The organism is Micromonospora sp. ATLC20, from assembly GCF_057196585.1.
In genome coordinates this window covers 1-22,892 of the sequence record NZ_JBXUOV010000091.1, presented here as the reverse complement: position 1 = coordinate 22,892, position 22,892 = coordinate 1, and the positions used below count along the sequence as shown (strand labels likewise).

The 22,892-nt window shown below is 74.4% G+C and carries 17 protein-coding genes and 1 pseudogene; 7 read left to right on the top strand and 11 right to left on the bottom strand.

All coding sequences use genetic code 11. From position 1 onward, the window contains the following. The coding region (gene hemG, locus AC2CHG_RS19235; RefSeq protein ID WP_484525279.1) for a protoporphyrinogen oxidase at window positions 1-634 on the bottom strand (634 nt) is incomplete at its 3' end. 9 nt (window positions 635-643) lie between these two features. Next, the gene (hemE, locus tag AC2CHG_RS19230; RefSeq protein ID WP_357209232.1) at window positions 644-1,744 is read right to left on the bottom strand and encodes a uroporphyrinogen decarboxylase; all 1,101 of its coding nucleotides are present in this window, start codon (window positions 1,742-1,744) and stop codon (window positions 644-646) included. A 128-nt stretch (window positions 1,745-1,872) separates the two neighbouring features. On the opposite strand from hemE, the gene AC2CHG_RS19225 reads away from it, so the two are divergent. Beyond that, the gene (locus tag AC2CHG_RS19225) at window positions 1,873-2,445 is read left to right on the top strand and encodes a DUF3000 domain-containing protein (RefSeq protein WP_269696365.1); all 573 of its coding nucleotides are present in this window, start codon (window positions 1,873-1,875) and stop codon (window positions 2,443-2,445) included. A gap of 98 nt (window positions 2,446-2,543) precedes the next feature. Here the strand turns inward: AC2CHG_RS19225 and AC2CHG_RS19220 are convergent, their stop codons facing one another. Together AC2CHG_RS19220 and AC2CHG_RS19215 are read right to left on the bottom strand one after the other, a co-directional pair. After that, window positions 2,544-3,359 (bottom strand): hypothetical protein, encoded by an 816-nt coding sequence (locus AC2CHG_RS19220; RefSeq protein WP_484525278.1) that lies wholly within the window; start codon window positions 3,357-3,359, stop codon window positions 2,544-2,546. Between the two features lie 86 nt (window positions 3,360-3,445). Next, window positions 3,446-4,939 carry a S1C family serine protease gene (locus tag AC2CHG_RS19215; protein WP_484525277.1) on the bottom strand — a complete coding sequence of 498 codons (1,494 nt, stop codon included), beginning with the start codon at window positions 4,937-4,939 and terminating at the stop codon, window positions 3,446-3,448. Between the two features lie 231 nt (window positions 4,940-5,170). Between AC2CHG_RS19215 and AC2CHG_RS19210 the strand changes: the two genes are divergently transcribed. The 4 genes from AC2CHG_RS19210 (at window position 5,171) to AC2CHG_RS19195 (ending at window position 10,842) form a co-directional block, all read left to right on the top strand. Beyond that, window positions 5,171-6,493, top strand: coding sequence for a ribonuclease D (locus AC2CHG_RS19210; RefSeq protein ID WP_484525276.1), 1,323 nt, complete (start codon window positions 5,171-5,173; stop codon window positions 6,491-6,493). A 103-nt stretch (window positions 6,494-6,596) separates the two neighbouring features. After that, window positions 6,597-7,793: a thiolase family protein gene (locus AC2CHG_RS19205; protein ID WP_484525275.1), complete on the top strand. Its 1,197-nt coding sequence runs from the start codon at window positions 6,597-6,599 to the stop codon at window positions 7,791-7,793. Between the two features lie 50 nt (window positions 7,794-7,843). Further along, window positions 7,844-9,907, top strand: coding sequence for a 3-hydroxyacyl-CoA dehydrogenase NAD-binding domain-containing protein (locus AC2CHG_RS19200; protein WP_484525274.1), 2,064 nt, complete (start codon window positions 7,844-7,846; stop codon window positions 9,905-9,907). A gap of 188 nt (window positions 9,908-10,095) precedes the next feature. Beyond that, the gene (locus tag AC2CHG_RS19195; RefSeq protein ID WP_135238961.1) at window positions 10,096-10,842 is read left to right on the top strand and encodes a hypothetical protein; all 747 of its coding nucleotides are present in this window, start codon (window positions 10,096-10,098) and stop codon (window positions 10,840-10,842) included. A 58-nt stretch (window positions 10,843-10,900) separates the two neighbouring features. Here the strand turns inward: AC2CHG_RS19195 and AC2CHG_RS19190 are convergent, their stop codons facing one another. From AC2CHG_RS19190 to AC2CHG_RS19175, 4 genes are all read right to left on the bottom strand, one after another. Continuing rightward, a complete protein-coding gene (locus AC2CHG_RS19190) occupies window positions 10,901-11,287 on the bottom strand; it encodes a VOC family protein (RefSeq protein WP_355507145.1) in 387 nt (128 codons plus the stop codon). Window positions 11,288-11,501: 214 nt separating this feature from the next. After that, window positions 11,502-14,048, bottom strand: coding sequence for a malectin domain-containing carbohydrate-binding protein (locus AC2CHG_RS19185; protein ID WP_484525273.1), 2,547 nt, complete (start codon window positions 14,046-14,048; stop codon window positions 11,502-11,504). Window positions 14,049-14,252: 204 nt separating this feature from the next. Next, on the bottom strand, window positions 14,253-15,419 hold the full coding sequence (locus tag AC2CHG_RS19180) for a sensor histidine kinase (RefSeq protein ID WP_194803014.1): 1,167 nt from the start codon (window positions 15,417-15,419) through the stop codon (window positions 14,253-14,255). Next, window positions 15,416-16,084, bottom strand: coding sequence for a response regulator transcription factor (locus tag AC2CHG_RS19175; RefSeq protein WP_018788976.1), 669 nt, complete (start codon window positions 16,082-16,084; stop codon window positions 15,416-15,418). The genes AC2CHG_RS19180 and AC2CHG_RS19175 overlap by 4 nt, the downstream gene beginning before the upstream one ends. 580 nt (window positions 16,085-16,664) lie before the next feature. Between AC2CHG_RS19175 and AC2CHG_RS19170 the strand changes: the two genes are divergently transcribed. Next, the gene (locus AC2CHG_RS19170; protein WP_484525272.1) at window positions 16,665-17,882 is read left to right on the top strand and encodes a peptidase C39 family protein; all 1,218 of its coding nucleotides are present in this window, start codon (window positions 16,665-16,667) and stop codon (window positions 17,880-17,882) included. Here the strand turns inward: AC2CHG_RS19170 and AC2CHG_RS19165 are convergent, their stop codons facing one another. Both AC2CHG_RS19165 and AC2CHG_RS19160 read right to left on the bottom strand, forming a co-directional pair. After that, window positions 17,883-19,166 (bottom strand): outer membrane protein assembly factor BamB family protein, encoded by a 1,284-nt coding sequence (locus AC2CHG_RS19165; RefSeq protein WP_355507141.1) that lies wholly within the window; start codon window positions 19,164-19,166, stop codon window positions 17,883-17,885. It lies immediately after the preceding gene. Window positions 19,167-19,171: 5 nt separating this feature from the next. Then, entirely contained in the window at window positions 19,172-20,434 is a 1,263-nt protein-coding gene (locus tag AC2CHG_RS19160) for an outer membrane protein assembly factor BamB family protein (RefSeq protein WP_484525271.1), read from the bottom strand. 87 nt (window positions 20,435-20,521) lie between these two features. Between AC2CHG_RS19160 and AC2CHG_RS19155 the strand changes: the two genes are divergently transcribed. Next, a complete protein-coding gene (locus tag AC2CHG_RS19155) occupies window positions 20,522-22,393 on the top strand; it encodes a DUF6311 domain-containing protein (RefSeq protein ID WP_484525280.1) in 1,872 nt (623 codons plus the stop codon). 12 nt (window positions 22,394-22,405) lie between these two features. Here AC2CHG_RS19155 and AC2CHG_RS19150 read toward each other — a convergent pair. Beyond that, window positions 22,406-22,892 (bottom strand): annotated as a pseudogene (locus tag AC2CHG_RS19150) (hypothetical protein); the annotation flags it as partial.

Here is a 22,892-nt window from a genome sequence, read left to right as displayed (position 1 = left end):
GCGCGGCGGCCTGCGCGGCGCGTACCGCACCGACGAGCGTGTGCTCGGCACGGGCCGCGCGGGCCAGCGCCGGCATCGTGGTGACCAGCGACAGGTCGTCGGCCCGCCCCGCGTACACGCCGCCGAGCATCGGGTCGACCAGCCGGTCCACCACCGCGTCACCGAGACGCTTGCGGACCAGCTCACCGACCGAGGTGTCCTCGCCGTCGGCCAGCAGCGGCCGGCCCGCGTCGCGGTCGGCGTCCGCGGCCGGCGGCGCGACCGCCGCCACCTTGTCCAGATCCCCGGGTACGCCGACGAGCGTGCCGCCCGGCACCTGGTGCAACGTGCCGTCGACGAGCAGGGCGGCCTGCCCGACTGTGGGGTGCACGATCGCCTCGGCCAGGCCGAGGCGCCGGGCCAGCGTCACCGCCGCCGACTCGCCACCGGCCGGGTCGCGCATCAGGAACGACTCGGCGCCGAACTCGACCGGCCCGCCTGCGAGCTCACCGGTGAACAGCTTGCCGCCGAGGCGGCCGGACTGCTCGTACACGGTGACCTCGGTGCCCTCACCAGCGCGGTCGCGCAACCGGACGGCGGCGGCCAGCCCGGTGATCCCGCCACCGACGATCGCCACCCGCCACGGTCGCACCACTGTCTCCTCCTAGCGCTCCGGTCGCGCGGTCAGCTCGTGCACCAGCGCGACCACCCGGGTCAGCACCTCGGGGTCGGTCTCCGGCAGGACGCCGTGACCGAGGTTGAACACGTGGCCGGGAGCGGCCCGGCCCTGCTCGACGATGCGCCGCACCTCGGTCTCCACCGCCGGCCAGGGGGCGAGCAGCACCGTCGGGTCGAGGTTGCCCTGCACCGCCTTGTCCGGGCCGATCCGGCCGGTGGCGACGTCCAGCGGCGTGCGCCAGTCCACGCCCACCACGTCGGCGCCGGCCTCGCCCATCGCGCCGAGCAGCTCGCCGGTGCCCACCCCGAAGTGGATCCGCGGCACACCCGCGTCGGCGAGCCCGCCCAGCACGTACGTCGAGTGCGGCAGCACGAAGCGGCGGTAGTCGGCCTCGGAGAGCGCGCCCGCCCACGAGTCGAACAGCTGCACCGCGGAGACCCCGGCGTCGACCTGCACCTGGAGGAACGCCAGCGTCACCTCGGCCAGCCGCGCGCACAGCGCGTGCCACAGGTCCGGGTCGCCGTACATCAGCGCCTTGGTCTTGGCGTGGGTCCGCGACGGACCGCCCTCGACCAGGTAGCTGGCGAGCGTGAACGGGGCGCCGGCGAAGCCGATCAGCGGGGTGTCGCCCAGCTCGACGACGAGCCGGCGGACCGCCTCGTCCACGTACGACACGTCGTCGCGGCCGATCGGGGAGATCCGCTCGACGTCGGCGGCGGTACGGACCGGCTCGGCCACCACCGGCCCGGTGCCGGGCACGATGTCCAGGTCGACGCCGGCCGCGGCGACCGGCACCACGATGTCGCTGAACAGGATCGCCGCGTCCACGCCGTGCCGGCGCACCGGCTGCAGCGTGATCTCGGTGACCAGCTCGGGCCGGCGGCAGGACTCCAGCATCGGCACGTTGGCCCGGATCTCCCGGTACTCCGGCAGCGACCGGCCGGCCTGGCGCATGAACCAGACCGGGGTGTGCGGGCCCGGCTCGCGCCGGCAGGCGCGGACGAAGGGCGAGTCGGCCGGCCCGCCGCGGCGGGGTTCTCCGTCTCGGGCGGCAGTGCCCGTGGTGTCGGTGGTCATCGCGGCCATCGTGCCACGCCCCCGGCGCGCGCCCGCGCTCACCGTCCGCATTTGTGACGTAGAAGGAAGGCCCTCAACCGTCGATCACCCGGCGCGCCGTCGCGCGCCGTGCGGTGAGCGCGGCATAGGCTGCCCGCATGGCCCCCCCGATCGCGCTCCCGGAAACGTTCGCTCGCGCGGTCGCGGGGCTGCGATCGGTGACACCCCGCCCGGAGATCGTCCTGGAGGAGGTCGGCGCGCCACAGCGGCTGGCCCCGTACGCGTTCGCGCTCTCCGCCGCCGTGATGCGCGACGACGACGAGGTGGCCACCGGCCGGCTGATCCTGCTGCACGACCCGGCCGGGCACGAGGCGTGGCAGGGCACGCTGCGCCTGGTCACGTACGTCACCGCCGAACTGGAGGTCGACCTGGCCAGCGACCCGCTGCTGCCGGGCGTCGGCTGGACCTGGCTGACCGACGCGCTCGACGCGCAGGGCGCCGGGCACCGGGCGATCGGCGGCACCGTCACCCAGACGCTCTCCACCCGGTTCGGTGAGCTGGCCGGGCCGCCCGCCGCCGGGGACATCGAGATCCGCGCCTCGTGGACGCCGCTGCGCGCCGACCTCGGTCCGCACCTGCTCGGCTGGTGCACGCTGCTGGCCTCCACGGCCGGCCTGCCGCCGCCCGGTGTCACCGCGCTGCCCACCCGCCGCTCGGCGGGCGCCGCCTGACCGTCGTACCCTCTACGCCGCCCGGCCGGCTCCGCCGCTGACGCCCGATGCGCGAAGGCCGCCCCGGGCGAGCCGGGGCGGCCTTCGGACGGACGCGGTCAGAGGTAGTTCTCGGCCTCGTCGCAGACCTTGTCCAGGCCCTTGTTGGCCGCCTCGAAGCCGGCCCGGTCGCCGCGCGACGCCGCCGCGATGGCGGTGGTCAGCTTGTCCAGGCAGCTCGCGATGACCTTCTTCTGCCGGGCCTGCTCGTCCCTGTCGTTCTTGGTGCCGGTCAGGTCCTGCTGGGTGTCCGACAGCCGCTCCTGGACCGTCTTCAGCTCACCCTTGAGCTTCTCGATCTCCTGCTGGTTCGCCGAGATCGTGCCGTCACGCTGGCTGACCGTCTGCCGGGACTTGTCCAGCTCGCCGTTCGTGGAGACGTACAGGAACGTCATCACGCCGCCGAAGACGAACAGCAACGCGGCCACGAGGCCGAGCACCAGCGCGGCCCACTTCCGGCCGCCGCCGGTCGCCGGCGCGGCGGCCGGCGGGCCGTACGGGCCGGGTGGCCCGGACATCGGCGGCGGCGCGAAGCCGGGGCCGGACACCGGCGGAGCGGACGCCGGCGGGACCGACATCGGCTGCGCGTAGCCGGGCCCGGAGACCGGCGGGACGGAGACCGGCGGCGCCGACATCGGCTGCGCCGGCGGGGGCACCGGGGCGGCGCCGGGCGCGTAGCCCGGCTGTCCCGGCGCGGTGGGCTGGTATCCGCCGTACCCGGGGGCGCCGTCGGGCGCGGCGGGCTGGTGCAGGGTCGGCGCGGGCTGGTTCGGGTCGTACTGCTGGGGCGCGGGCCGGCTGCCGTACACGTTGCCGTAGACCGTGCCCCCCGGCGCCGGGGGCGGGTTGTCGCCCCCGGCCGGTGGGTAGGACATGTCGTTCCTCCAGATGTGCTGGTCCCCCGCGGGGTGGCCCGGTGGGCCGGGGTCGATGCGGTGCGGCCGGGCCGGTGTGGCCGCCGTCAGCAGAGCCGGAACCGGTCGCAGGCGGTCTTGATCGGCACCGCCAGCCCGATGCCCTCGGCGTTGCGGGCCTTGGCCGTGGCGATGCCGACGACCTCCTTCGAGCCGTTGATCACCGGGCCGCCGGAGTTGCCCGGGTTGATCGGCGCGTCGAACTGGATCACCGGACCGCCGCCGCGCTCGTCCTCGCGGAACGCGCTGACCACGCCCGTGGTGACGCTGTCCTGCAACCCGAGCGGCGCGCCGACCACGATGATCTGCTGGCCGGACCGCACCGGGGCGCGGGCCGCGACCAGTCCGGTGAACTTGGCGCTGGTCTGCAGCTGCGCCAGGTCCTTGTCCTTGTCGGTGGCGATGATCGTCGCCTCGAACCGCTGGTCCTTGCGCTCCAGGAACACCTTGCGCTCACCGGCGGTGAAGACCGACTCGACCACGTGGAAGTTCGTCAGCAGCGTGGTGCCGCCGCCCGACGGGGCCTTGCCGACGGCGAACGCGGTACCGGTGAACTGCCCGGCCCGCACCCGGAACACGCTCGGCAGGACCGCGCTGGCCACCGCCTCCGGGTTGAAGGCCGCGTCGGCCTGCTTCTCCAGGCTGCCGGCGCGCTGCTCCAGACCCTCGAGCCGGTCGGCGTCCGCGCCCTGCCCCTCGGCCATCCGCTTGTCGGCGGCGGCGAGCCGGTCGTCGAGCCGGTAGATCTGGTACGCCTGCACGCCGGTGACCACCGCCAGCACCGCGGCCAGGGCCAGCGCCACCACAGCCACCCGGCTGCGCCGCGCCGGCTGCGCGCCGAAGCCGGCCGGGCCGCCGACGGGGGCCGGCTGACCGGGGTACGCGGAGCCGGGCTGGGACGGCGCCGACACCGGCTGCCCCGGGTAGGCGGGCGCGGACACGGGCTGGCCGGGGTAGCCGGTGTCGGACGGGCCCGGATACGACGGTGCGGCGGGCGTCCGGTCCGGGTACGACGACGAGCCCGGCCCGCCCGGATAGGACGGTGACGCGGAGACCGGCCGGCCCGGATACGACGGCGAGGCGGCCGGCTGGCCCGGGTACGCCGGAGCGGCGGACCGGGAGGTCTGCGCCGGTACGGAGCCGAAGGACGACGGCTGGGCCGGCGCGGAGCCGTAGGACGACTGGCCAGGTGTGGTGCCGTAGGACGACCGGCCCGGCTCGGCCGGCGTGGTGCCGTAGGTCGGCTGGCCCGGCTGGGCCGTGGCGGGCGGGGTCGCGACGCCGGACGAGGCCGCGTAGGGCGTCGCCTGCGGTGTCCCGGCCTGGTCCGGGCGGCCCGGATAGCCGCCGGGCGGCTGGACGGCGGCCCGCGCCGGGTAGCCGGGGCTGCCGGCCCACTCGGACCCACCGGGGAACGAGCCCGGCACCGCTGCCGAACCGGCGGGCGGGGCGAAACGCGGCGGCAGCGGTCCCGGCCGGTCGGCTGCCGGTTCGCCGCCCTGCCCCGGCACGTCGTCGCCGGTTCCGTACCCGCCTGTCATGCTCGCCCGTCCTCCCCGTCGGCCTCGCCGACGCCCCCGACCCGCTGCGGCACCCGTACGCCGTTCGCGGCTCGATGGACCGTACCGGCGGGAACGGGCTTTGTCTTCCCCCTTGTCCGACCCTCTCACGGCCCCGCAACCCGCACCTTTCCGGTCACCTGACGGCCATCGCGCCGACACGCGCCGGACCGGCTGCGCACACCGGATCGTCCGGCCTACTAGGGTTGTCAGGTGACCGACGAACCACCCCTGCGCCGTCGGGCCGCCGAAAGCCGTACCGGAGAGGCGTCCGCCGCTCCGACGTCGGCCCTGCCGGAGCCGGCGGACGCGGGGACCGAGACCGACACGGGCGCGGCCGTCCCCCTCACCGCGCCGCGCGACGGCACGCCCGCCCCGGTGGCCACACCCGCCGAGTTGGACGAGGTGGTGGCCCGCTTCGCGTCCGGCACCGGCCCGGTGGCCCTCGATGCCGAACGTGCCTCCGGCTACCGCTACAGCCAGCGCGCCTACCTGGTGCAGCTGCGCCGCGGCGGCGCCGGCACCGCGCTCATCGACCCGCTGCCGCTGCCCGACCTGTCCGCCCTGGACGCGGCGATCGCCGAGACCGAGTGGGTGCTGCACGCGGCCAGCCAGGATCTCGCCTGCCTGGCCGAGGTGGGGCTGCGCCCGCGCCGGTTGTTCGACACCGAACTGGCCGCCCGGCTGGCCGGTTTCGAGCGGGTCGGCCTGGCCGCGCTGACCGAACAGCTGCTCGGGTTCAGCCTGGAGAAGCACCACTCCGCCGCCGACTGGTCCAGCCGGCCGCTGCCGGAGTCCTGGCTGACGTACGCGGCGCTGGACGTGGAACTGCTGGTGGACCTGCGCGACGCGCTGGACGAGGAGTTGCAGCGGCAGGGCAAGTCCGGCTGGGCGGCGGAGGAGTTCGACGCGCTGGTGCGCAACGGCGCCCGCCCGCCGCGCGTGCGCGCCGAGCCGTGGCGGCGCACGTCCGGCATCCACCGGGTACGCGGCGCGCGCGCCCAGGCCCGGGTGCGTTCCCTCTGGTACGCGCGGGACCAGATCGCCTCCCGCCGGGACGCCGCGCCGGGCCGGGTGCTGCCCGACTCGGCCATCGTGGCCGCCGCCGAGCTGGACCCGAAGGACGAGAAGACGCTGCTGACGCTCCCCGGGTTCGGTGGGCGGTCGGTGCGCCGGCTGGCGCGTACCTGGCTCGCGGCGCTCGACGACGCGCGCCAGTTGCCGGACGACGCGCTGCCGGTCAGTCCGGCCGTGGAGGGGCCGCCTCCGCCGCACCGGTGGGCCGAACGCGACCCGGTGGCGGCCGGGCGGCTGGCCCGGGCCCGGGAGGTGGTGGTCGGCACCGCCGGGGCGCACCGGCTGCCGGCGGAGAACCTGATCGCGCCGGACTCGATCCGCCGGCTGGCGTGGCAGCCGCCGGCGGAGATCACCGACGAGACGGTCGCGGAGGCGCTGCGCGGGTTCGGGGCGCGCGAGTGGCAGATCGGGCTGCTGCTGCCCGCGCTGACGGAGGCGTTGCACACCCCGCAGTCGTGACGGCGGCGGGCGGGGTGTGAGGTGGGCCACGCGGGGGGTGGTGCCACGTTTGGTTACTGGCGAGTAGCATCCGGGGAAATGCCCGTGCCGAGGGAGGCTCCAAGTGCCCCGTGAAGTTCGGGATGTCGTCTTCGTCGACGGCGTCCGTACCCCGTTCGGCAAGGCGGGTGGGATGTACGCCAACACCCGCGCCGACGATCTGGTGATCCGCTGCATCCGCGAGCTGATGCGCCGCAACCCGCAACTGCCGCCGGAGAAGGTGGAGGAGGTGGCCATCGCCGCCACCACCCAGATCGGTGACCAGGGCCTGACCATCGGCCGCACCGCCGCCCTGCTGGCCGGCCTGCCCAAGACCGTGCCCGGCTTCGCCATCGACCGGATGTGCGCCGGCGCGATGACCGCCGTCACCACCGTGGCCAGCGGCATCGCCATGGGCGCGTACGACGTCGCGATCGCCGGTGGCGTCGAGCACATGGGCCGCCACCCGATGGGCGAGGGCGTCGACCCCAACCCGCGCATCGTCGCGGAGAAGCTCGTCGACCCGTCCGCCCTGGTGATGGGCTCCACCGCGGAGAACCTGCACGATCGGGTCCCGCACATCACCAAGGAGCGCACCGACGCGTTCGCGCTGGCGTCGCAGCAGAAGACCGCGAAGGCGTACGCCAACGGCAAGCTCCAGGGCGACCTGGTGCCGGTGGCGGTCCGCGACCCGGAGGCGGGCTGGGGCCTGGCCACCGTGGACGAGGCGCCCCGCGACACCTCGATGGAGAAGCTGGCCGGGCTGAAGACCCCGTTCCGGCCGCACGGCAAGGTCACCGCGGGTAACGCGGCCGGCCTGAACGACGGCGCCACCGCCGCGCTGCTGGTGGCCGAGGACACCGCCCGCGAGCTGGGCCTGCCGGTCGGCATGCGCCTGGTGTCGTTCGGCTTCGTCGGCGTCGAGCCCGAGGTGATGGGCATCGGCCCGATCCCGTCGACCGAGAAGGCGCTGCGCATCGCCGGCCTGAGCATCGACGACATCGGCCTGTTCGAGCTGAACGAGGCGTTCGCGGTGCAGGTGCTCGCCTTCCTCGACCACTTCGGCATCGCCGACGACGACCCGCGGGTCAACCCGTGGGGCGGTGCGATCGCCATCGGTCACCCGCTCGCGTCCTCCGGCGTCCGGCTGATGACCCAGCTCGCCCGTCAGTTCGCCGAGCACCCCGAGGTCCGCTACGGCCTCACCGCCATGTGCATCGGCATCGGCATGGGCGGCACCGTGATCTGGGAGAACCCGCACTGGGAGGGTGGAGACAAGTGAGCGCGAGGAGTGAGCTTGCGAGCCCCGCAGTCGCGAACGAAGGAGTCGCGGTGAGCCTCGCCGCACCGAACGAGGTCGTCACCAAGGCGCTGCTGCGCCAGGTGGCCGTACCCGGGCTGGACCGGCCCGCCGCCCTCATCACCCTGGACAACGGCTTCGACCACACCAAGCCGAACACCTTCGGCCCGGCCGGCCTGACCAGCCTGGACGAGGCGATCACCGCGGCGCTGGCCGCCGAGCCGGCGTTCATCGCGGTCACCGGCAAGCCGTACATCTTCTGCGTGGGCGCGGACATCACCAGCCTGCCCGCGCTGGAGAACCGCGACCAGGCGCTGGAGATCGGCCGGCTGGGCCACCGGGTCTTCGCCCGGCTCAAGGACAGCACCGTCCCCACCTTCGCGTTCGTCAACGGCGCGGCGATGGGCGGCGGCCTGGAGCTGGCGCTGCACTGCCACTACCGGACCCTGTCGGCGGGAGCGGCGGCCCTGGCGCTGCCCGAGGTCTCGCTCGGCCTGATCCCCGGCTGGGGCGGTACCCAGCTGCTGCCGAACCTGATCGGCATCCCGGCCGCGACGCAGGTCATCATCCAGAACCCGCTGATGCAGAACAAGATGCTCAAGCCGAAGCAGGCGGCCGAGATGGGCATCGCGGACGTGCTGCTGGAGCCGGCCGACTTCCTGGAGCGGTCGCTGGAGTGGGCCGCCGGCGTCGTCCGGGGCGAGGTCGCCGTGACCCGTCCCGAGGTCGACAAGGACATGTGGGCGGGCGTGCTCTACTTCGCCCGGCAGACCCTGGACCAGCGGCTGCACGGCGCGGTCCCGTCCGCGTACAAGGCGCTGGATCTGCTGGAGACGGCGAAGGACGCCGACTTCGCCACCGGCACCGCGGCGGAGGACGAGGCCCTCGCGGACCTGGTCTTCTCCGAGGAGCTGCGCAGCGGCCTGTACGCCTTCGACCTGGTGCAGCGGCGGGCCAAGCGCCCGGCCGGCGCGCCGGACAAGGGCCTGGCCCGCCCGGTCACCAAGGTCGGCATCGTCGGTGCCGGCCTGATGGCCAGCCAGCTCGCGCTGCTGTTCGCCCGGCGGCTGCAGGTGCCGGTCGTGCTGACCGACCTGGATCAGTCCCGGGTGGACAAGGGCGTCGGCTACGTGCACACCCAGATCGAGAAGGCCGTGAGCAAGGGCCGGATGGACAAGGGCACCGCGGCCAAGCTGTACGGCCTGGTGTCCGGCTCGGTCGACAAGTCCGTCTTCGCCGACGCCGACTTCGTCATCGAGGCCGTGTTCGAGGACCTGGGCGTCAAGAAGCAGGTCTGGGCCGAGTTGGAGAAGATCGTCAAGCCGGAGGCGGTGCTCGCCACCAACACCAGCTCGCTGTCCATCACCGAGATGGCCGCCGAGCTGGAGCACCCGGAGCGGGTGGTCGGCTTCCACTTCTTCAACCCGGTCGCGGTGCTGCCGCTGCTGGAGATCGTCCGCGGCGAGCGGACCGACGACGCCACGCTGGCCACCGCGTTCGCTGTCGGCAAGCAGCTCAGGAAGTCGTCGGTGCTGGTCAAGGACGCCCCGGCGTTCGTGGTGAACCGGCTGCTGACCCGCTTCCTCGGCACCGTGTTCGCCGCCGTCGACCAGGGCACCCCGCTGGACGTGGCGAACAGCGCGCTGGACCCGCTGGGCCTGCCGATGCGTCCGCTGGCGCTGCTGCAGCTCGTCGGGCCGGCCGTGGCGTACCACGTCGGCGGCACCCTGCACGAGGCGTTCCCGGACCGGTTCGGCGTCAGCGAGAACCTCAAGCGGATCGCCGACTCGGGCCAGCCGATCGTGGTCGACGACCAGATCAACGACGAGGTGGCGAAGCTCCTGGTGGTCGGCGACGAGCCGCTCACCGCCGAGCAGGTCCGGCAGAACGCGCTGGACGCGCTGGCGCAGGAGATCCGGCTCATGCTCGACGAGGGCGTCGTCGCCGAGGCGCAGGACATCGACCTGTGCATGATCCTCGGCGCCGGCTGGCCGTTCCACCTGGGCGGCGTCACGCCGTACCTGGACCGGACCGGCACCTCCGAGCGGGTGACCGGCAAGCGGTTCCTGCCGCGCGGCGCGGCAAGCCTGCGCTGAGGCGACCGCAACGCATCGATCGCGGTGGTCGGGCTGTCCGTTCCGGACGGTCCGGCCACCGCGATCGGCGTCTGCGGCCCAGGTCACGGGTAGGTCGCGGTTTGGTGTCGCCGCCCTTGTGCGGACAGCGGGTTGTCGGTGGTGCTGGCTACGATCACGCGTCCAGTTTTCTCACAGGAGCTGCCTACATGTCCCAGCCGCCGTCCAGTCCCTACTCCGGCAACTACCCCTCCCCCCAGCAACAGCCCGGTGGCTTCCAGCCGCCGCAGCAGCCGCAGTACGGCGGTGACTACCCGCAGACTCCGCAGCAGCCGCAGTACGGTGGCCAGCTCGGCGCGCCGGTCCCGCCGAAGAAGAAGTCCGGCGTCGGCAAGGTCCTGCTGATCGTCCTCGCCGTGGTCCTGGTGCTCTGCGTCGGCGGCGGTGTCGCCGCCTACTTCGCCACGAAGGACACCGTCGACGAGGTGGTCACCGCCACCAAGACCCGGGTGGTCGAGCCGCAGACGCTCGGCGGCCGGGCGAAGGTCACCGACCCGCAGCTGCAGTCCGCCGCGGCGCAGATGAAGTCCGAGCTCAGCAAGGACGTACCGGACGCGACCAGCACCGTCGGCGCGTTCTACGGCGACCCGGCCAAGAAGGACCTGGTCATGATCGTGGCCGTGTCCGGCGTCATGGCGGACCCGAAGAAGGAGCTGGCCGACGCCACCGCGGCGGTCACCCCGGACCTGGCCACCAAGGACTTCAAGACTGTCGACGCGGGCCCGCTGGGCGGCGACGCCAAGTGCTCCGACGGCAAGGCGTCGGACGTGCCGGTGGCCGTCTGCATCTGGGCCGACCGGGGCAGCCTCGGCATGGTGGTGGTCTACTTCAAGTCCGCGGCCGAACTCCAGTCGGAGTTCGTGGCGATGCGCGGCGAGATCGAGAAGCAGGACTGACACCGGTTCACGCACCGGGCCCCCGCCGTGACGGCGGGGGCCCGGTGTCGTTTCCGGATCAGGCGGACGCGGCCCGTTCCGCGGGGCTACGGCACACGCAGAACTCGTTGCCCTCCGGGTCGGCCAGCACCACCCAGCCGGTGCCGTCCGGCCGGCGCCGGTCGGCCACCAGCGTGGCGCCCAGCTCGCGCAGCCGCGCCACCTCCTCGTCCCGGGTGCCTTCGGCGGCGTGCAGGTCGAGGTGGAACGCACCCTTGCCGTGCCGCTCGCCCACCTGGACGAACAGCAGGTCGGGTCCGTGCCCGCCGGGTGCGGCCAGGACCGCCTCCGGGTCGCCCGGGTGGTCGTCGGCGGCGAGCCGGCGGTCGAGCACGCGGGCCCACCAGACTGCCAGGGCGTACGGGTCGTCGGACTCGACTGTCACGCAGTGGATCTGTGCACTCACAGTGTTTCCTCCTGTGGGGAGCGCGCCCCGACGGAGTGGGAACGTCAGCGGGGAACGCGGGGCGCGGGACGGTTCACGACGGACATCGACCACACCCCCTTCCACCTCTCGGGCTGACCGGTTGATCATTCCATCGCCCGCGCCGCGCACGCAACCCCGCTCGTGCAAGGAAGGGCCCCTTGTTAACAGCGAGGTGTTAACAAGGGGCCCTTCCTTACGGGCCGACGAACACCGCCTTCGCGCGCCAGTCGACGCCGTCGACCGCCGGGCCGCTGCGCACCGTGAACGTCGTCGACGGAGCGGCGCCCGTCCAGTCGGCGGCGGACAGGTCACCGGTGCTCCGGTTCACCTTGTAGAGCGTGGTGCCGGCCGCGAACAGCGCGCCCGCATCGGCGAACCCGCTCGCCCCGGCCACCGTGAACCGGTCGGCGCCGACCACACCGCTGTCCGGCGTGAACCAGCGCCAGAACAGGCCGTTCTGCCCGCTCAGCGAGTAGTAGAGCCGCCCGTCCCGGTAGAACATGCCGGTCACGTTGGGGATCTCGGCGTAGAAGCCGGTGGTCGCGCCGACGTACGTCTGCCCCGCCGGGCCGGAGTTGGTCACCACGGTGTCCCAGTACGGGTCGTGGTACGGGTCCACCAGCTCGGGAGTGCCGAACGTGGTGCCGTCGAAGGTACGCCGCCACAGCGCGCCCTCGGCACCGTAGAACAGCGTCCCGCCGACCCAGAACGCGTTACGCGTGGCGGACCACACGGTCTCGTCCGGGTTCGCCACCGGGCTGGGCGTGCCGACGCCGGTCAGCCCGTCGTACGAGCGGACCTGCACCTCCTCGCCGGTGCCGGCCGGCGGCGGCCCGGTCTTGACGATCTCGACGGCGTCGACGAGCGGGTTCTCCTTGACGTGGCGGAACTCGATGTCGACGGTGCCGTCGCTGGTCACCGTGAACTCCCGCATGGTGCCCATGTTGTGCCCGACGCTGGCGGACAGGTCCAGGTCGTCGAGGACGACGGTGCCGTCCAGCGCCACGTCGAAGACGCGGGTGTTCGGGGCGGAGGTGCCGTCGTACCGGTTGGCCAGGTAGAGCCGCACGTGCACCTCGGTGCCGGTGGGCACGGGGAACTGCCAGAGCATCTCCGCGCCGCCGGCCGGGTCGTACCGCTCGTCGCTGTAGAGCGCGGCCGGGGTGCCGGCCGGCACCGTCGCGTCCAGGCTGCCGACCGTGTTGAAGCTGGAGGTCGAGCTGCCGGTGTTGTGGTACGGGCTGGGGCTGGAGCTGGTGTCGGCCGCCCAGTCCGGTCCGCCGTCGGTGGCGGCGACCAGCGGGCCGCCGGCGTTCACCCGGTACAGCACGTTCGTCGGCTTCGGCAGGCCGGCCTGGTAGACGTTGCCGGGCAGCGTGGCGGTGCTGGTCGGGTGCGGGGCCTTGCCGCCGGCGAGCGGGAAGAACGCGATCCGCTCGCGGCGGTACTGGAAGTTGCCGATCCAGAGCGTGTCGCCGCCGACCCAGAGACCGGACTCGGTGACGAGCATCTCCGAGGCGCCGATGCCGCGCGGGTGCCGGCCCGGGTTCCAGGACAGCGGCAGGCCGTTGACCGGGTCGAGCGCGGCGATGCTGGCCCGGCCGACCGCACCGGCCCGGGCGTTGTCGGCGCCGGTGCTGTTGTTGAGCCAGCGGAGGTGACCGCCGACGTAGACCGCCTGCTCGCTGATGCCGACGGAGAGGAACGTGTCGCCGCCGCTGTAGTCGACCCAGGTCGGCTGGAGGTTGTCGCCGGTCGCGCCGGCCTCCCAGCGGGCCGCGGTGTCGCAGAGCGTCCCGCCGTACGGGGCGCCGGTGGTGACCACCACGAAGTAGCTGTTGTCCGGGGAGAACGCGACGTCGCGGACGTACGAGTCGAACGACTGCCACTTGCAGCGTGGCGTGTAGCGGGCCGTGTTCCAGTCCGCGACGGTGGCGGCGGTGGCACCCAGGTCGATCTTGACGATCTGGTCGTGCAGGACCCCGTCGGCCTTCTTGAAGTTGCCGATGACGACGAGCTGCGTGCCGTCCGGGGAGACGGCGAGCTTCTCCGCGCCCACGCCGGCCTTGGCGCCGCTGACGCCGTCCCAGTTGTGGTTCTCGGTCAGCGTGGTGGTGAGGTAGCTGTCGACCGCGCCGGTGGTGGCGTTGAGCGAGGCGAGCCCGCCGCGCGGGTTGGGGTTGCCGGCCGTGGTGAAGATGCCGCCGACCAGCAGCCGGTTGCCGACCAGCGCGATGTCCTTGATCAGCCCGTTGAACGCCGGCGGCGCGAAGCTGGTGACGACCGCCCCGGTGGCGACGTCGAGCAGTGCCACCTTGCGCCGGGTCACGCCGTTGACGGTGTTGAACTTGCCGGCCACGAAGACCGTGCCCGCCGTGGGACCGGCGACGACCGCCGTCACCTCGCTGTCGAGCGTGGGCGCGAACGCGGTGTCCACCTGTCCGGTGGCCTTGTCGAAGGCGAGCAGGTAGTCCCGGGGGATGTCGACGTCGGAGTTGCGGTTCTGCACCCGGGTGAAGGAGCCGCCCGCGATGATCTTCGTACCGGCGTCGTGGATCGCGTCGACCGAGCCGTCCTGGACGTCGGGCGAGGCGGCGGAGGGGACGGTGTGGACCACTTTGTCGTGGCCGGGCGCGGCGGCGGCCGCCGGCGTGGCCGGGGAGAGGCCGGCGACGGTGAGGGCGCCGGCGGTGAGGACCGCGAGGATGCGGCGGCGGCGCGGGGCCGAGTGGTGGGTCACGGGCAGCTCCGGTGGGTGAGCAGGGTGAGGCGTCGCTGCGCTTACTCTCCGTTGATCCCCGGCTCCGCGTCCAGCGCGGGCGGCGCATTCTGCCCGACCACCGTGCGCCGGGGGCCGACCACCGTCGGGTCCGGCCAGGACAGCCGAGGCCGCCCGCACGAAAAGGTGAGGCCGTCTCACCGGCCGGGCGGGCCGGCTCGGCGGTCAGGTGGCCGCCGCCGGGTCGGCCGACGGAAGCGTGACAGTCACCTCCAGGCCGCCGCCGGGCTGGGCGACCGCCTTCACCGTGCCGCCGTGCGCGTCGCTGACGGCCCGCACGATCGACAGGCCGAGACCGGAGCCGCGCGCGCCGGTGCGTTCCTGGCCGCCGCGCCGGAACGGTTCGAACAGCCCGGGTACGTCGGCCGGGGCGACCTCGAAGCCGGTGTTCCCCACCACCAGCCAGGACCGCTCGCCGTCGGTGCCGGTGCGTACCCAGATCCGGCCGTGCAGGTGGTTGTAGCGGACCGCGTTCTCCACCAGGTTGCCGGCGAGCCGGTCGAGCAGGCCCGGGTCGCCGACCACCGGCGCCGGGCGCAGCGAGGTGTGCACCTTCAGGCCGATGCGCTCGACCTCCCGGGAGACCGCGGAGAGGGCGTTGGCGGTGCCGATGGCGAGGTCCGACTCGGCGCGCCGGCCCAGCCGCCGGCCGGTCTGCGCCTCGCTGCGCGCCAGGACCAGCAGCGCGTCGACCAGGCCGTTGGCGCGCTCCGAGGCGTCGCGCACCACGCCGGCCATGCGGCGGTACTCGGCGAGGTCGGCGTCGTCGTCGCTGAGCGTCACGTCGATTTCGGTACGCATCACCGCCAGCGGCGTCCGCAGCTCGTGCGAGGCGTTCGCGACGAACCGTTTCTGCGCCTCGAAGGCGCCGCTGATCCGGTCGAGCATCGCGTCGAACGTCTCGGCCAGCTCGGCCACCTCGTCGTCGGCGCCGGACCAGCCGATCCGCTCGTCGAGCGTGGCCTCGCCGAGCCGGCGGGCGGTGGCGGTGACCTGGTGCAGCGGGCGCAGCGCCCGCCCGGCCACCAGGTACGCCCCGGCCACCCCGACCACGCTGATCGCCGCCAGCGCGAGCAGCCCCTTGACCAGCAGTTCCTGCGACGCCGCGTCGACGAGCTGCCGCTGCCACTCCCCGGCGTCGAGGGTGCGCCCGTCGCTGAGCACCACTGTGGTGCCGGGCAGCAACTCGTCGGTGGGGCGCAGCGCGTCGCGGACCAGCAGCCAGGCCAGCAGCACCAGGATCGCCCCGGCGCCGACCAGCAGCACGCCGTTGAGCAGGGTCAGCCGCAGCCGCAGCGTCGGCCGTACCCGGCGCGTGGCCGGCGCGCTCACTGCCGTACCCCACCGATGCGGTACCCCGCGCCCACGACCGTGTCGATGAGCGGCGGGTCGCCGAGCTTCTTGCGCAGCGTCATCACGGTGACCCGGACGATCGTGGTGAACGGGTCGGTGTTGGCGTCCCAGACCCGTTCCAGCAGTTCCTCGCTGGACACCACCGCACCGCGCGCCTTGAGCAGCTCGGCGAGCACGCCGAACTCCTTGTTGGTGAGGTCGAGCGGCACGCCGCCCCGGCTCACCACCCGGCGGGCCGGGTCGAGCACCAGATCGGCCACCTCCAGCACCGGCGGCGCGGCCGGGGTGGCGCGGCGGCCGAGCGCCTGCACCCGGGCCACCAGCTCGTCGAACGCGAACGGCTTGGCCAGGTAGTCGTCGGCGCCGAGCTGCAGCCCCTCCACCCGGTCGGCGACGGTGCCGCTGGCGGTCAGCATCAGCACCCGGGTCAGCGCGCCGGAGGCGGCCAGGTCGGCGCAGATCCGGTCGCCGTGCACGCCGGGCAGGTCACGGTCCAGGATCACCACGTCGTAGCGGGTGACGAACGCCGCCTCGTGCCCGGCGTCGCCGTCGTAGGCGACGTCGACAGCCATGCCGCGCTTGCGCAGCCCGCGCGCGATCGCGTCGGCGAGGTTGCGCTCGTCCTCGACCACCAGTACCCGCATCCCGGCCTCCCACCTCGTGACCCCTGACAACCTAGTGCGGCAGGCAAAACCGGCAGCCGCAGGAGCCGACGGCCACCGGCAGACGGTTCACCGGCAAGCGCGGCCGCCGCACGGGCCCACCCCTGCCGGCCCGGCACCGACTTCCGGGCACCGCCACCGCCACCGGACCACGATTGTCACTCGCCGTAACTCCGACGTTGATTCGGCGTGGTATCACGCACCGTAATGGAGGCCCGCTGGGCCCATCGAACGCCCCGTCGAGCCGAATCGCCTTGACCAGGAGAAACAGTCGACCACTCCTCAGGGCGAGAGATACCCCTCCGCGCCCTTTGCTCTGCAGCCTCATGCGCAGCGGTAGCCGTGGGTCACCGATGCGCCGGTGGCTGCAGAGCAAAGGGCGCGAGGGCGACCATGTCGCGGGGCCCGCTGCGACTACGGTCAGTGACAGGGCGGCAGACCGGTCGGCCGCAGCCGGCGGCACGCGCCGCCGTTGCAGAAAACCTTCGGGTACGCGATGCTCGGCGGCAATGATCGGCAAGCGCACCAGCCACAGGCGACGTCCACCCCGGGCGGGTTCCCGATGACCGGCCGCGACATCGCGTACCGCCGGTTCCGCTTCCCGGCGGACCGCGACCGGGGTCGTGCGGACGAGCTGCGCGCCGGGCCCGCGGGCCTGGCGCTCGACGGCCATGCCGGCCGGGTCACGCACACCGACCCGCACTCCGGGACCACGGCCGAGTACGCCGCCGGTACCTGGACCTCCCCCGTGACGTCCGCCGGCTTCGCCGTCACCGAACTGGTGCCCTCGTGGACCGCCGACACCCCGCCCGGTTGCTGGCTGCGGGTCGAGCTGCGCGGCTGGGCCGACGGCACTGCCACCACCGGCTGGTACGACCTGGGCCACTGGGGGGCCGACGACAGCGCCGTGCACCGCGCCTCGGTACCCGGGCAGGAGGACGACCGGGCGCGGGTCGCCGCGGACACGCTGCGGGTGACCGGCGCGACGGTGACCGGCTGGCAGGTCCGGGTGACCCTGCTGCGCCGCCTCGACGCGCCCGACGGCCCGGTGCTGCGCACGGTGGGCGTGGTCGCCTCGGCCGACCCGCCCAGCGACGCGGAGGCCACGGGCGTCGACGCCACCGCGAAGGCCGGCAGCCGGAAGACCGCCGTCGGGGACGCACGCGCGTGGGGGCGGGTGCTGGACGTGCCGCGCTACGCGCAGCGGCTGCACGCCGCCGGGGAGACCCGCTGGGGTGGCGGCGGTGACTCCTGGTGCAGCCCCACCTGCGTGTCGATGGTGCTCGACTTCTGGGGCACCGGCCCCGCCCCGGACCGGTACGCCTGGGTGGCGCCGCCCGGCCCCCGCCCGCAGGTGGTGCACGCCGCCCGGCACTGCTACGACCACGCCTACGGCGGGCCGGGCAACTGGCCGTTCAACACCGCGTACGCGGCGACGCACGGGGTGGACGCCTTCGTCACCCGGCTGCGCTCGCTGGCCGAGGCGGAACGGTTCGTGGCCGCCGGCATCCCGCTGATCGTCTCGGCCGCGTTCACCGCCGGTCAGGTGCCCGGAGTGGACTACGACACCCGGGGACACCTCATGGTGCTGGCCGGTTTCACCGCCGACGGCGACCCGGTACTGAACGACCCGTACGCGCCGGACGACGAGCGGGTCCGCCGCACCGTGCCGCGCGCGCCGTTCGAGCGCGCCTGGCAGGTGGGCAGCGGCGGGATCGCGTACGTGCTGCGGCCCGAGTCGGCGCCGCTGCCGCCTGCCCCGGCGCAGGCCAACTGGTGATCAGCGGCCGGCCGGCCAGATCGCCATGCCGCCGGTCGGGCGCAGGCACACCAGTTGCGTACCCGTGTCCGCGCACTCGGACCAGGCGCCGGGCAGGATCCCCCGGATCCGCACCTGCCCGGCCGCCACGTCGAGCGCGCCGACGAGCGTGCGGTCCTCGGTGAGCGTGCGCAGTCCGAGCAGCGGCCCGGACGGGAGGTCGTTGCCGGAGACGCGCCAGCGGCCCAGCCGGGCCAGCACGCGGCCGGTCGGCGGGTCCAGCGCCGACAGTTCCAGTTCCTCCCCGACGCCGCGTTCGGCGGCGATGAGCCGGTCGCCGACCGGTCCCATCCCCAGCCAGCGCTCGTCCGTCCAGGCCGGACGACCGGTGGCCGGGTCGAGGGCCTGCGCGCCGCCCACCTGGTCGCGCAGGCACACCATCCCGGCGCAGTCGGCGAACCAGAGCCCGGCGCGGGAGCCGACCGGCAGGCTCCACCGCTCGTCGAGCCCGTCCAGGCCGTACCCGGTGACAGTGCCCCGGGCGTCCTCGACGAGCAGGAGGTCGGCCACCACCTGCGCGTACCGGTAGGCGGCGCGATCGGCCGCGGGCGCCACCCGGCCGGTGTGCGCGACCGCGCCGGAGTCCGCGTCGTACACGGTCACCCGGCCCTGCGGGGTGACCAGCACGAGCTGGGTCACCCCGTGGTCGTCGCGGCGGTACCCCACCTCCTGGCCGGGTACGGGCAGCGTCCACCGCACCTCGCCGGAGGCCGGGTCCACGGCCCGCACCGTGCCCGCACCGGGCGGGCGGGGGTTCTCCAGCAGCAGCCCGCCCGATGCGGTCCGGACCGGGTAGCCGGGATGCCGCCAGCGCAGCGTGCCGGTGGCCGGGTCGAGCATGGCCGACACGGAGTCGCCGTCCCCGGCCGGGCTGCTCGTCACCAGCAGTCCCCCGGCCACTGCGGTGAGGCCGAGCACATGGTCGCCGTCGGTCAGCGCGAACCGCCACGCCGGGTCCCCACCGGGCAGCCGGTACGCGGCTACCACCCGCCCACCCCGGCCGATCGCCCCCGGGCCGTCGGCCACCACCACGCGGTCCGGCAGGACCACGAACGCCGCGCCCTGCGGGGCGGGCACCCGGATCGGCTCGGGCCGTCGCGGCGGCCCGGCGGCGGCGGTGACCACGAGCAGCACCAGGCAGCCGAGCAGTGTCACCCGCGCCGTCGGGCCCGGCGGCCGGCGGGGCGGCGCGGCGGCCGGCTCGTCGGCGGACTCGCCGTGCCGCATCTCCCCCAGCTCGATCACCGGGCTCACGTCAGCCGCCGCACCAGGTAGTCGCCGCCGGGCCGGCGGCAGACCAGAAGCGTCACGCCGGTGGTGCAGTCGGTGCCGGTGAGCGTGCCCCGGATCGAGGGTGGATCGCCGGACAGGGCCACCTCGGCCAGGAGCCGTCTGCCGCCGCCCAGCGGCCGTGTCGCCAGCAGCGGCCCGCCCGACTCGTGCTGCGGGACCGGTGTCCAGCCGCCCAGGTCGGCGATCAGCCGCCCGTCGTCCTGGTCGAGCACCGCCAGGCCGTCGTCGATGGCGGTGTCGGGGACGCCGACGAGCAGCCGGCCGCCACGCTCCGCCGCCACGCCCGCCCACCGGTCCGCGCTCCAGCGCACGGCGCCGGTCGCCGGGTCGAGCGCGGTCATCCCCCCGGCCGGCCCGACAGCGCAGAGCAGGGCGCCGCAGCTCTCGGCGTGGCCTACCAGCTTCCGCGCGACGGTCCAGCGCGACCGGAGCGTGTCGAGGTCGTACGCCTCGATGGCCCCGTCGCCGTCGCGGAACTCCAGCAGCAGCCCGCGGGCGATCTGCAACCGGCGCGGGCCGGGCCGTCGTACCGGGTACAGGTCGCGGGCCACGAGCCGCGCGCCGGTGCGCGCGTCCACGACCACCGTCTCCCCGGTCGCCGGGGACAACACCATGCGTGCCGGCCCGGCCGGCTCGGCGTCGAACCCCAGCGCGCCCGTCATCGGCGCCGTCCACACGGTACGGCCGTCGGCCGGGTCCAGCCCTCCGATCGACGTCGTGGTGTCGGAGGTGGCCGACTGGATCAGCAGCACCCGGCCCACCGCGAACGCGATTCCGGGCCGGCGCCAGACGTCCGCGCCGGTGGCCGCGTCGTACGTGACCGTCTGCCAGTCCGTGTCGTCGACGCCTCGGCCGGCCACGATCACCCGGCCGTCCTGCTCCCACACCGACACGGCGGTGCCCACGCCTGGTAGCGGGCTGCGCCACCGCTCCCGGTCGCCCCGGTACGCGAGGAGTTCCCGCCCGCCGCCGGCGCCTGCGCGGTCCGGCCGCACCACGTACACCACGTCACCGGAGACGAACACGGCCGATCCCAGGCCGCCGGGCAGCGTCCACTCGACCGGGCCTCGCGGCGGCGTCGCGGCGGTGAGCGTGAGCAACGCCACCAGCAGCACCACGAGAAGGCGGAACGGCCGTCCGACGGCACGCGGGGGGCGGGGCGCCGGGCCGGGCGGCGCGTCGTCGCGCAGCTCCCCCAGATCGATGACGGTCACGACCATCCTCTCCCGCGCGCCGGGCCGCCGCCCGACCGTGACCGGCCGTGTGACGAACCGCCTGTACGATGGCGCGTCGTGGCCGTGCCCGTGGTGGACCCCTCGTTGAACCCCTCGTCCGTCGAGGCGGACGCCGTCGTGGCCGACCCGCCACGCCGCGCCCGTCGCCGGCCGGCCCGCGCCGACGTGCTGGCCATCGGAGCCTATGTGCTCCTCGGCGTTCTCGTCTGCCTCAACTACTGGGGCGACGTGGAGCACCGGGTCTCCTCGCACCTGCCCACCGACCACAGCTGGTTCGAGTGGCTGTTCGCGCACGGCGCGTACTCGGTGCAGCACCTGGAGAACCCGCTGTTCACCACCCGGCAGAACGCGCCGGACGGGGTGAACATGATGGCGAACACCTCGCTGCTCGGGGTGACGCTGCCGCTGGCGCCGCTGACGCTGCTGCTCGGCCCGCAGGTGATGTACGCGCTCTACCTGGGCGCCGCGCTGTCCGCGACCGCCGCCACGTCGTACTGGGTGCTGTCCCGGCACCTGGTCCGGTCCCGGGCCGGGGCGTTCGTCGGCGGCGCGTTCCTCGGTTTCGCGCCGGGCATCGTGCACCACGCCAACGGCCAGCCCAACTTCGTGTCGAACTTCCTGCTGCCGCTGATCGTGGCCCGGGTGCTGCGGCTGGGCGAGCCGGGCCGCTGGCGGCGCAACGGGCTGGCGCTCGGGTTGCTTGTCGCGTACCAGATCTTCATCAACGAGGAGATGCTGCTGCTGACCGCGCTGGCCTGCCTGGTCGTCGTGGTGGCGTACGCGGTGCAGCGGCCCCGCGCGGCCCGTGAGCGAGCTGGGTCGTTCGTGGCCGCGCTCGGTCTCGGTGGCGGCCTGGCGCTGCTGCTGACCGCCTACCCGATCTGGTTCCAGTTCAACGGCCCGCAGTCCTACCGCGGGTTGCAGGGCGGCGTCTTCCACAACTGGGGTGAGGACCTGGTCGCCTTCGTCACGTTCGCCCGGGACACGATCGCCGGTGACGAGGCGGTGGAGAAGACCATCGGCCTGACCGAGCAGAACACCTGGTTCGGCTGGCCGCTGGTGCTGGTGGCGCTGGCCGCGCTGGTGCTGCTGGTCCGCCGGTCGGTGCGGGCCCGGATCCTGGCCGTGCTGGTGGTCGTGTTCACGATCGCCTCGATCGGCCCGGTCGTGCGGTTCAACGGCGCGGAGACCGACATCGACGGTCCGTGGGCGTACGTGCCGGACGACCTGCCGCTGGTCGAGATGATGATGCCGACCCGGTTGAGCCTGGTCGTGGTGGCGGCAGTGGGCGTGCTGCTCGCCCTGGCGTGGGACGCGCTGGCCGGTGCCGGCCGCCCGCCGGTGCCCGCCCCCCGCTCCGGCGACGACGACGGCGGTGACGACGACGGTGACGGCGCGACGGCCGCGCGCGACACGCGCCGCCGGGTGCTGCGCCTGGCCGGGCTCGTCGCCATCGCCGCCGCCGTGGTGCCGCTGATCCCGCGTCCGCTGCCGGCCGAGCGGATCGACCCGCCGCCGCACTTCATCACCGCGGGCGGCTGGCGGCCGTACGTGCCGGAGGGCCGCACGCTCGTGCCGGTGCCGATCCCCAGCAACGTGCACGGGCTGCACACGCTGCGCTGGAGCGCGCTGACCGGGCAGGAGTTCCCGATCCCGGGTGGCTACTTCATCGGCCCGAACGAGCGCGGCGAGGGCGTGTTCGGCGCCCCGAACCGGCCCACCAGCACGCTCATCTACTCCACCATGGACGCCAACGAGGTGCCGGAGATCACCGAGGAGAACCGCCGCCAGGCCGTGGACGACCTGCGCTTCTGGCGGGCCTCTGTGGTGGTGCTCGGGGCCGGCCCGCGTGAGGCGGTGCTGCGCGACCTGATGGCCGAGCTGCTCGGCCCGCCGCAGCGGGTCGACGACGTGTGGATCTGGGACGTCCGCGACCGGGTGTGACACCCGCGCCGGTCAGCCGACGAGCGGGCGGACGTCCCACAGGTAGCCGCCGGGCACGTCCCGGCCGGGGCCGACCAGCGCGTCCACTGTGGCGCGGACCGGGTCGCCGGGTGACGAGTCGGCCTGCACGAGTGCCGCCGCCCGCCAGTGCCGCAGGTCGTCGATCGCCTGCCGGCGTTCCGTCTCGCCGACGGGCGGCACCCGGCCGGTCTCGGCGGCCCGGCGCAGCAGCAGCGACGTGGGCCGGTCCGGCGCGCCCCAGCGGGCCGCCGGGTCGCCTGCCGACTGCGGGCCGATGAAGTAGCCGCCGGGCGCGTCGAACGCCAGCCCGGTGCGCGCCGACCAGAACATGGCGGGGCTGACCGCCGCCCCGGTCACCGGCGGCACCGGCACCAGCGTCCGGCCCGCCGACACGTACTCCCGCCAGCCGCCGCCGGACACGACGGCCGGGACCGGCGGGACCGGCACCGCGCGGATCGGCGTCGGCGCCAGCGGCAGC

Bases quoted from the DNA above. Each gene is read 5' to 3' on its own strand.
- hemE (WP_357209232.1), bottom strand. From the start codon at position 1,744: ATGGCCGCGATGACCACCGACACCACGGGCACTGCCGCCCGAGACGGA.
- AC2CHG_RS19220 (WP_484525278.1), bottom strand. From the start codon at position 3,359: ATGTCCTACCCACCGGCCGGGGGCGACAACCCGCCCCCGGCGCCGGGG.
- AC2CHG_RS19170 (WP_484525272.1), top strand. From the start codon at position 16,665: ATGACCGGCCGCGACATCGCGTACCGCCGGTTCCGCTTCCCGGCGGAC.
- AC2CHG_RS19215 (WP_484525277.1), bottom strand. From the start codon at position 4,939: ATGACAGGCGGGTACGGAACCGGCGACGACGTGCCGGGGCAGGGCGGC.
- AC2CHG_RS19195 (WP_135238961.1), top strand. From the start codon at position 10,096: ATGTCCCAGCCGCCGTCCAGTCCCTACTCCGGCAACTACCCCTCCCCC.
- AC2CHG_RS19160 (WP_484525271.1), bottom strand. From the start codon at position 20,434: ATGGTCGTGACCGTCATCGATCTGGGGGAGCTGCGCGACGACGCGCCG.
- AC2CHG_RS19225 (WP_269696365.1), top strand. From the start codon at position 1,873: ATGGCCCCCCCGATCGCGCTCCCGGAAACGTTCGCTCGCGCGGTCGCG.
- AC2CHG_RS19175 (WP_018788976.1), bottom strand. From the start codon at position 16,084: ATGCGGGTACTGGTGGTCGAGGACGAGCGCAACCTCGCCGACGCGATC.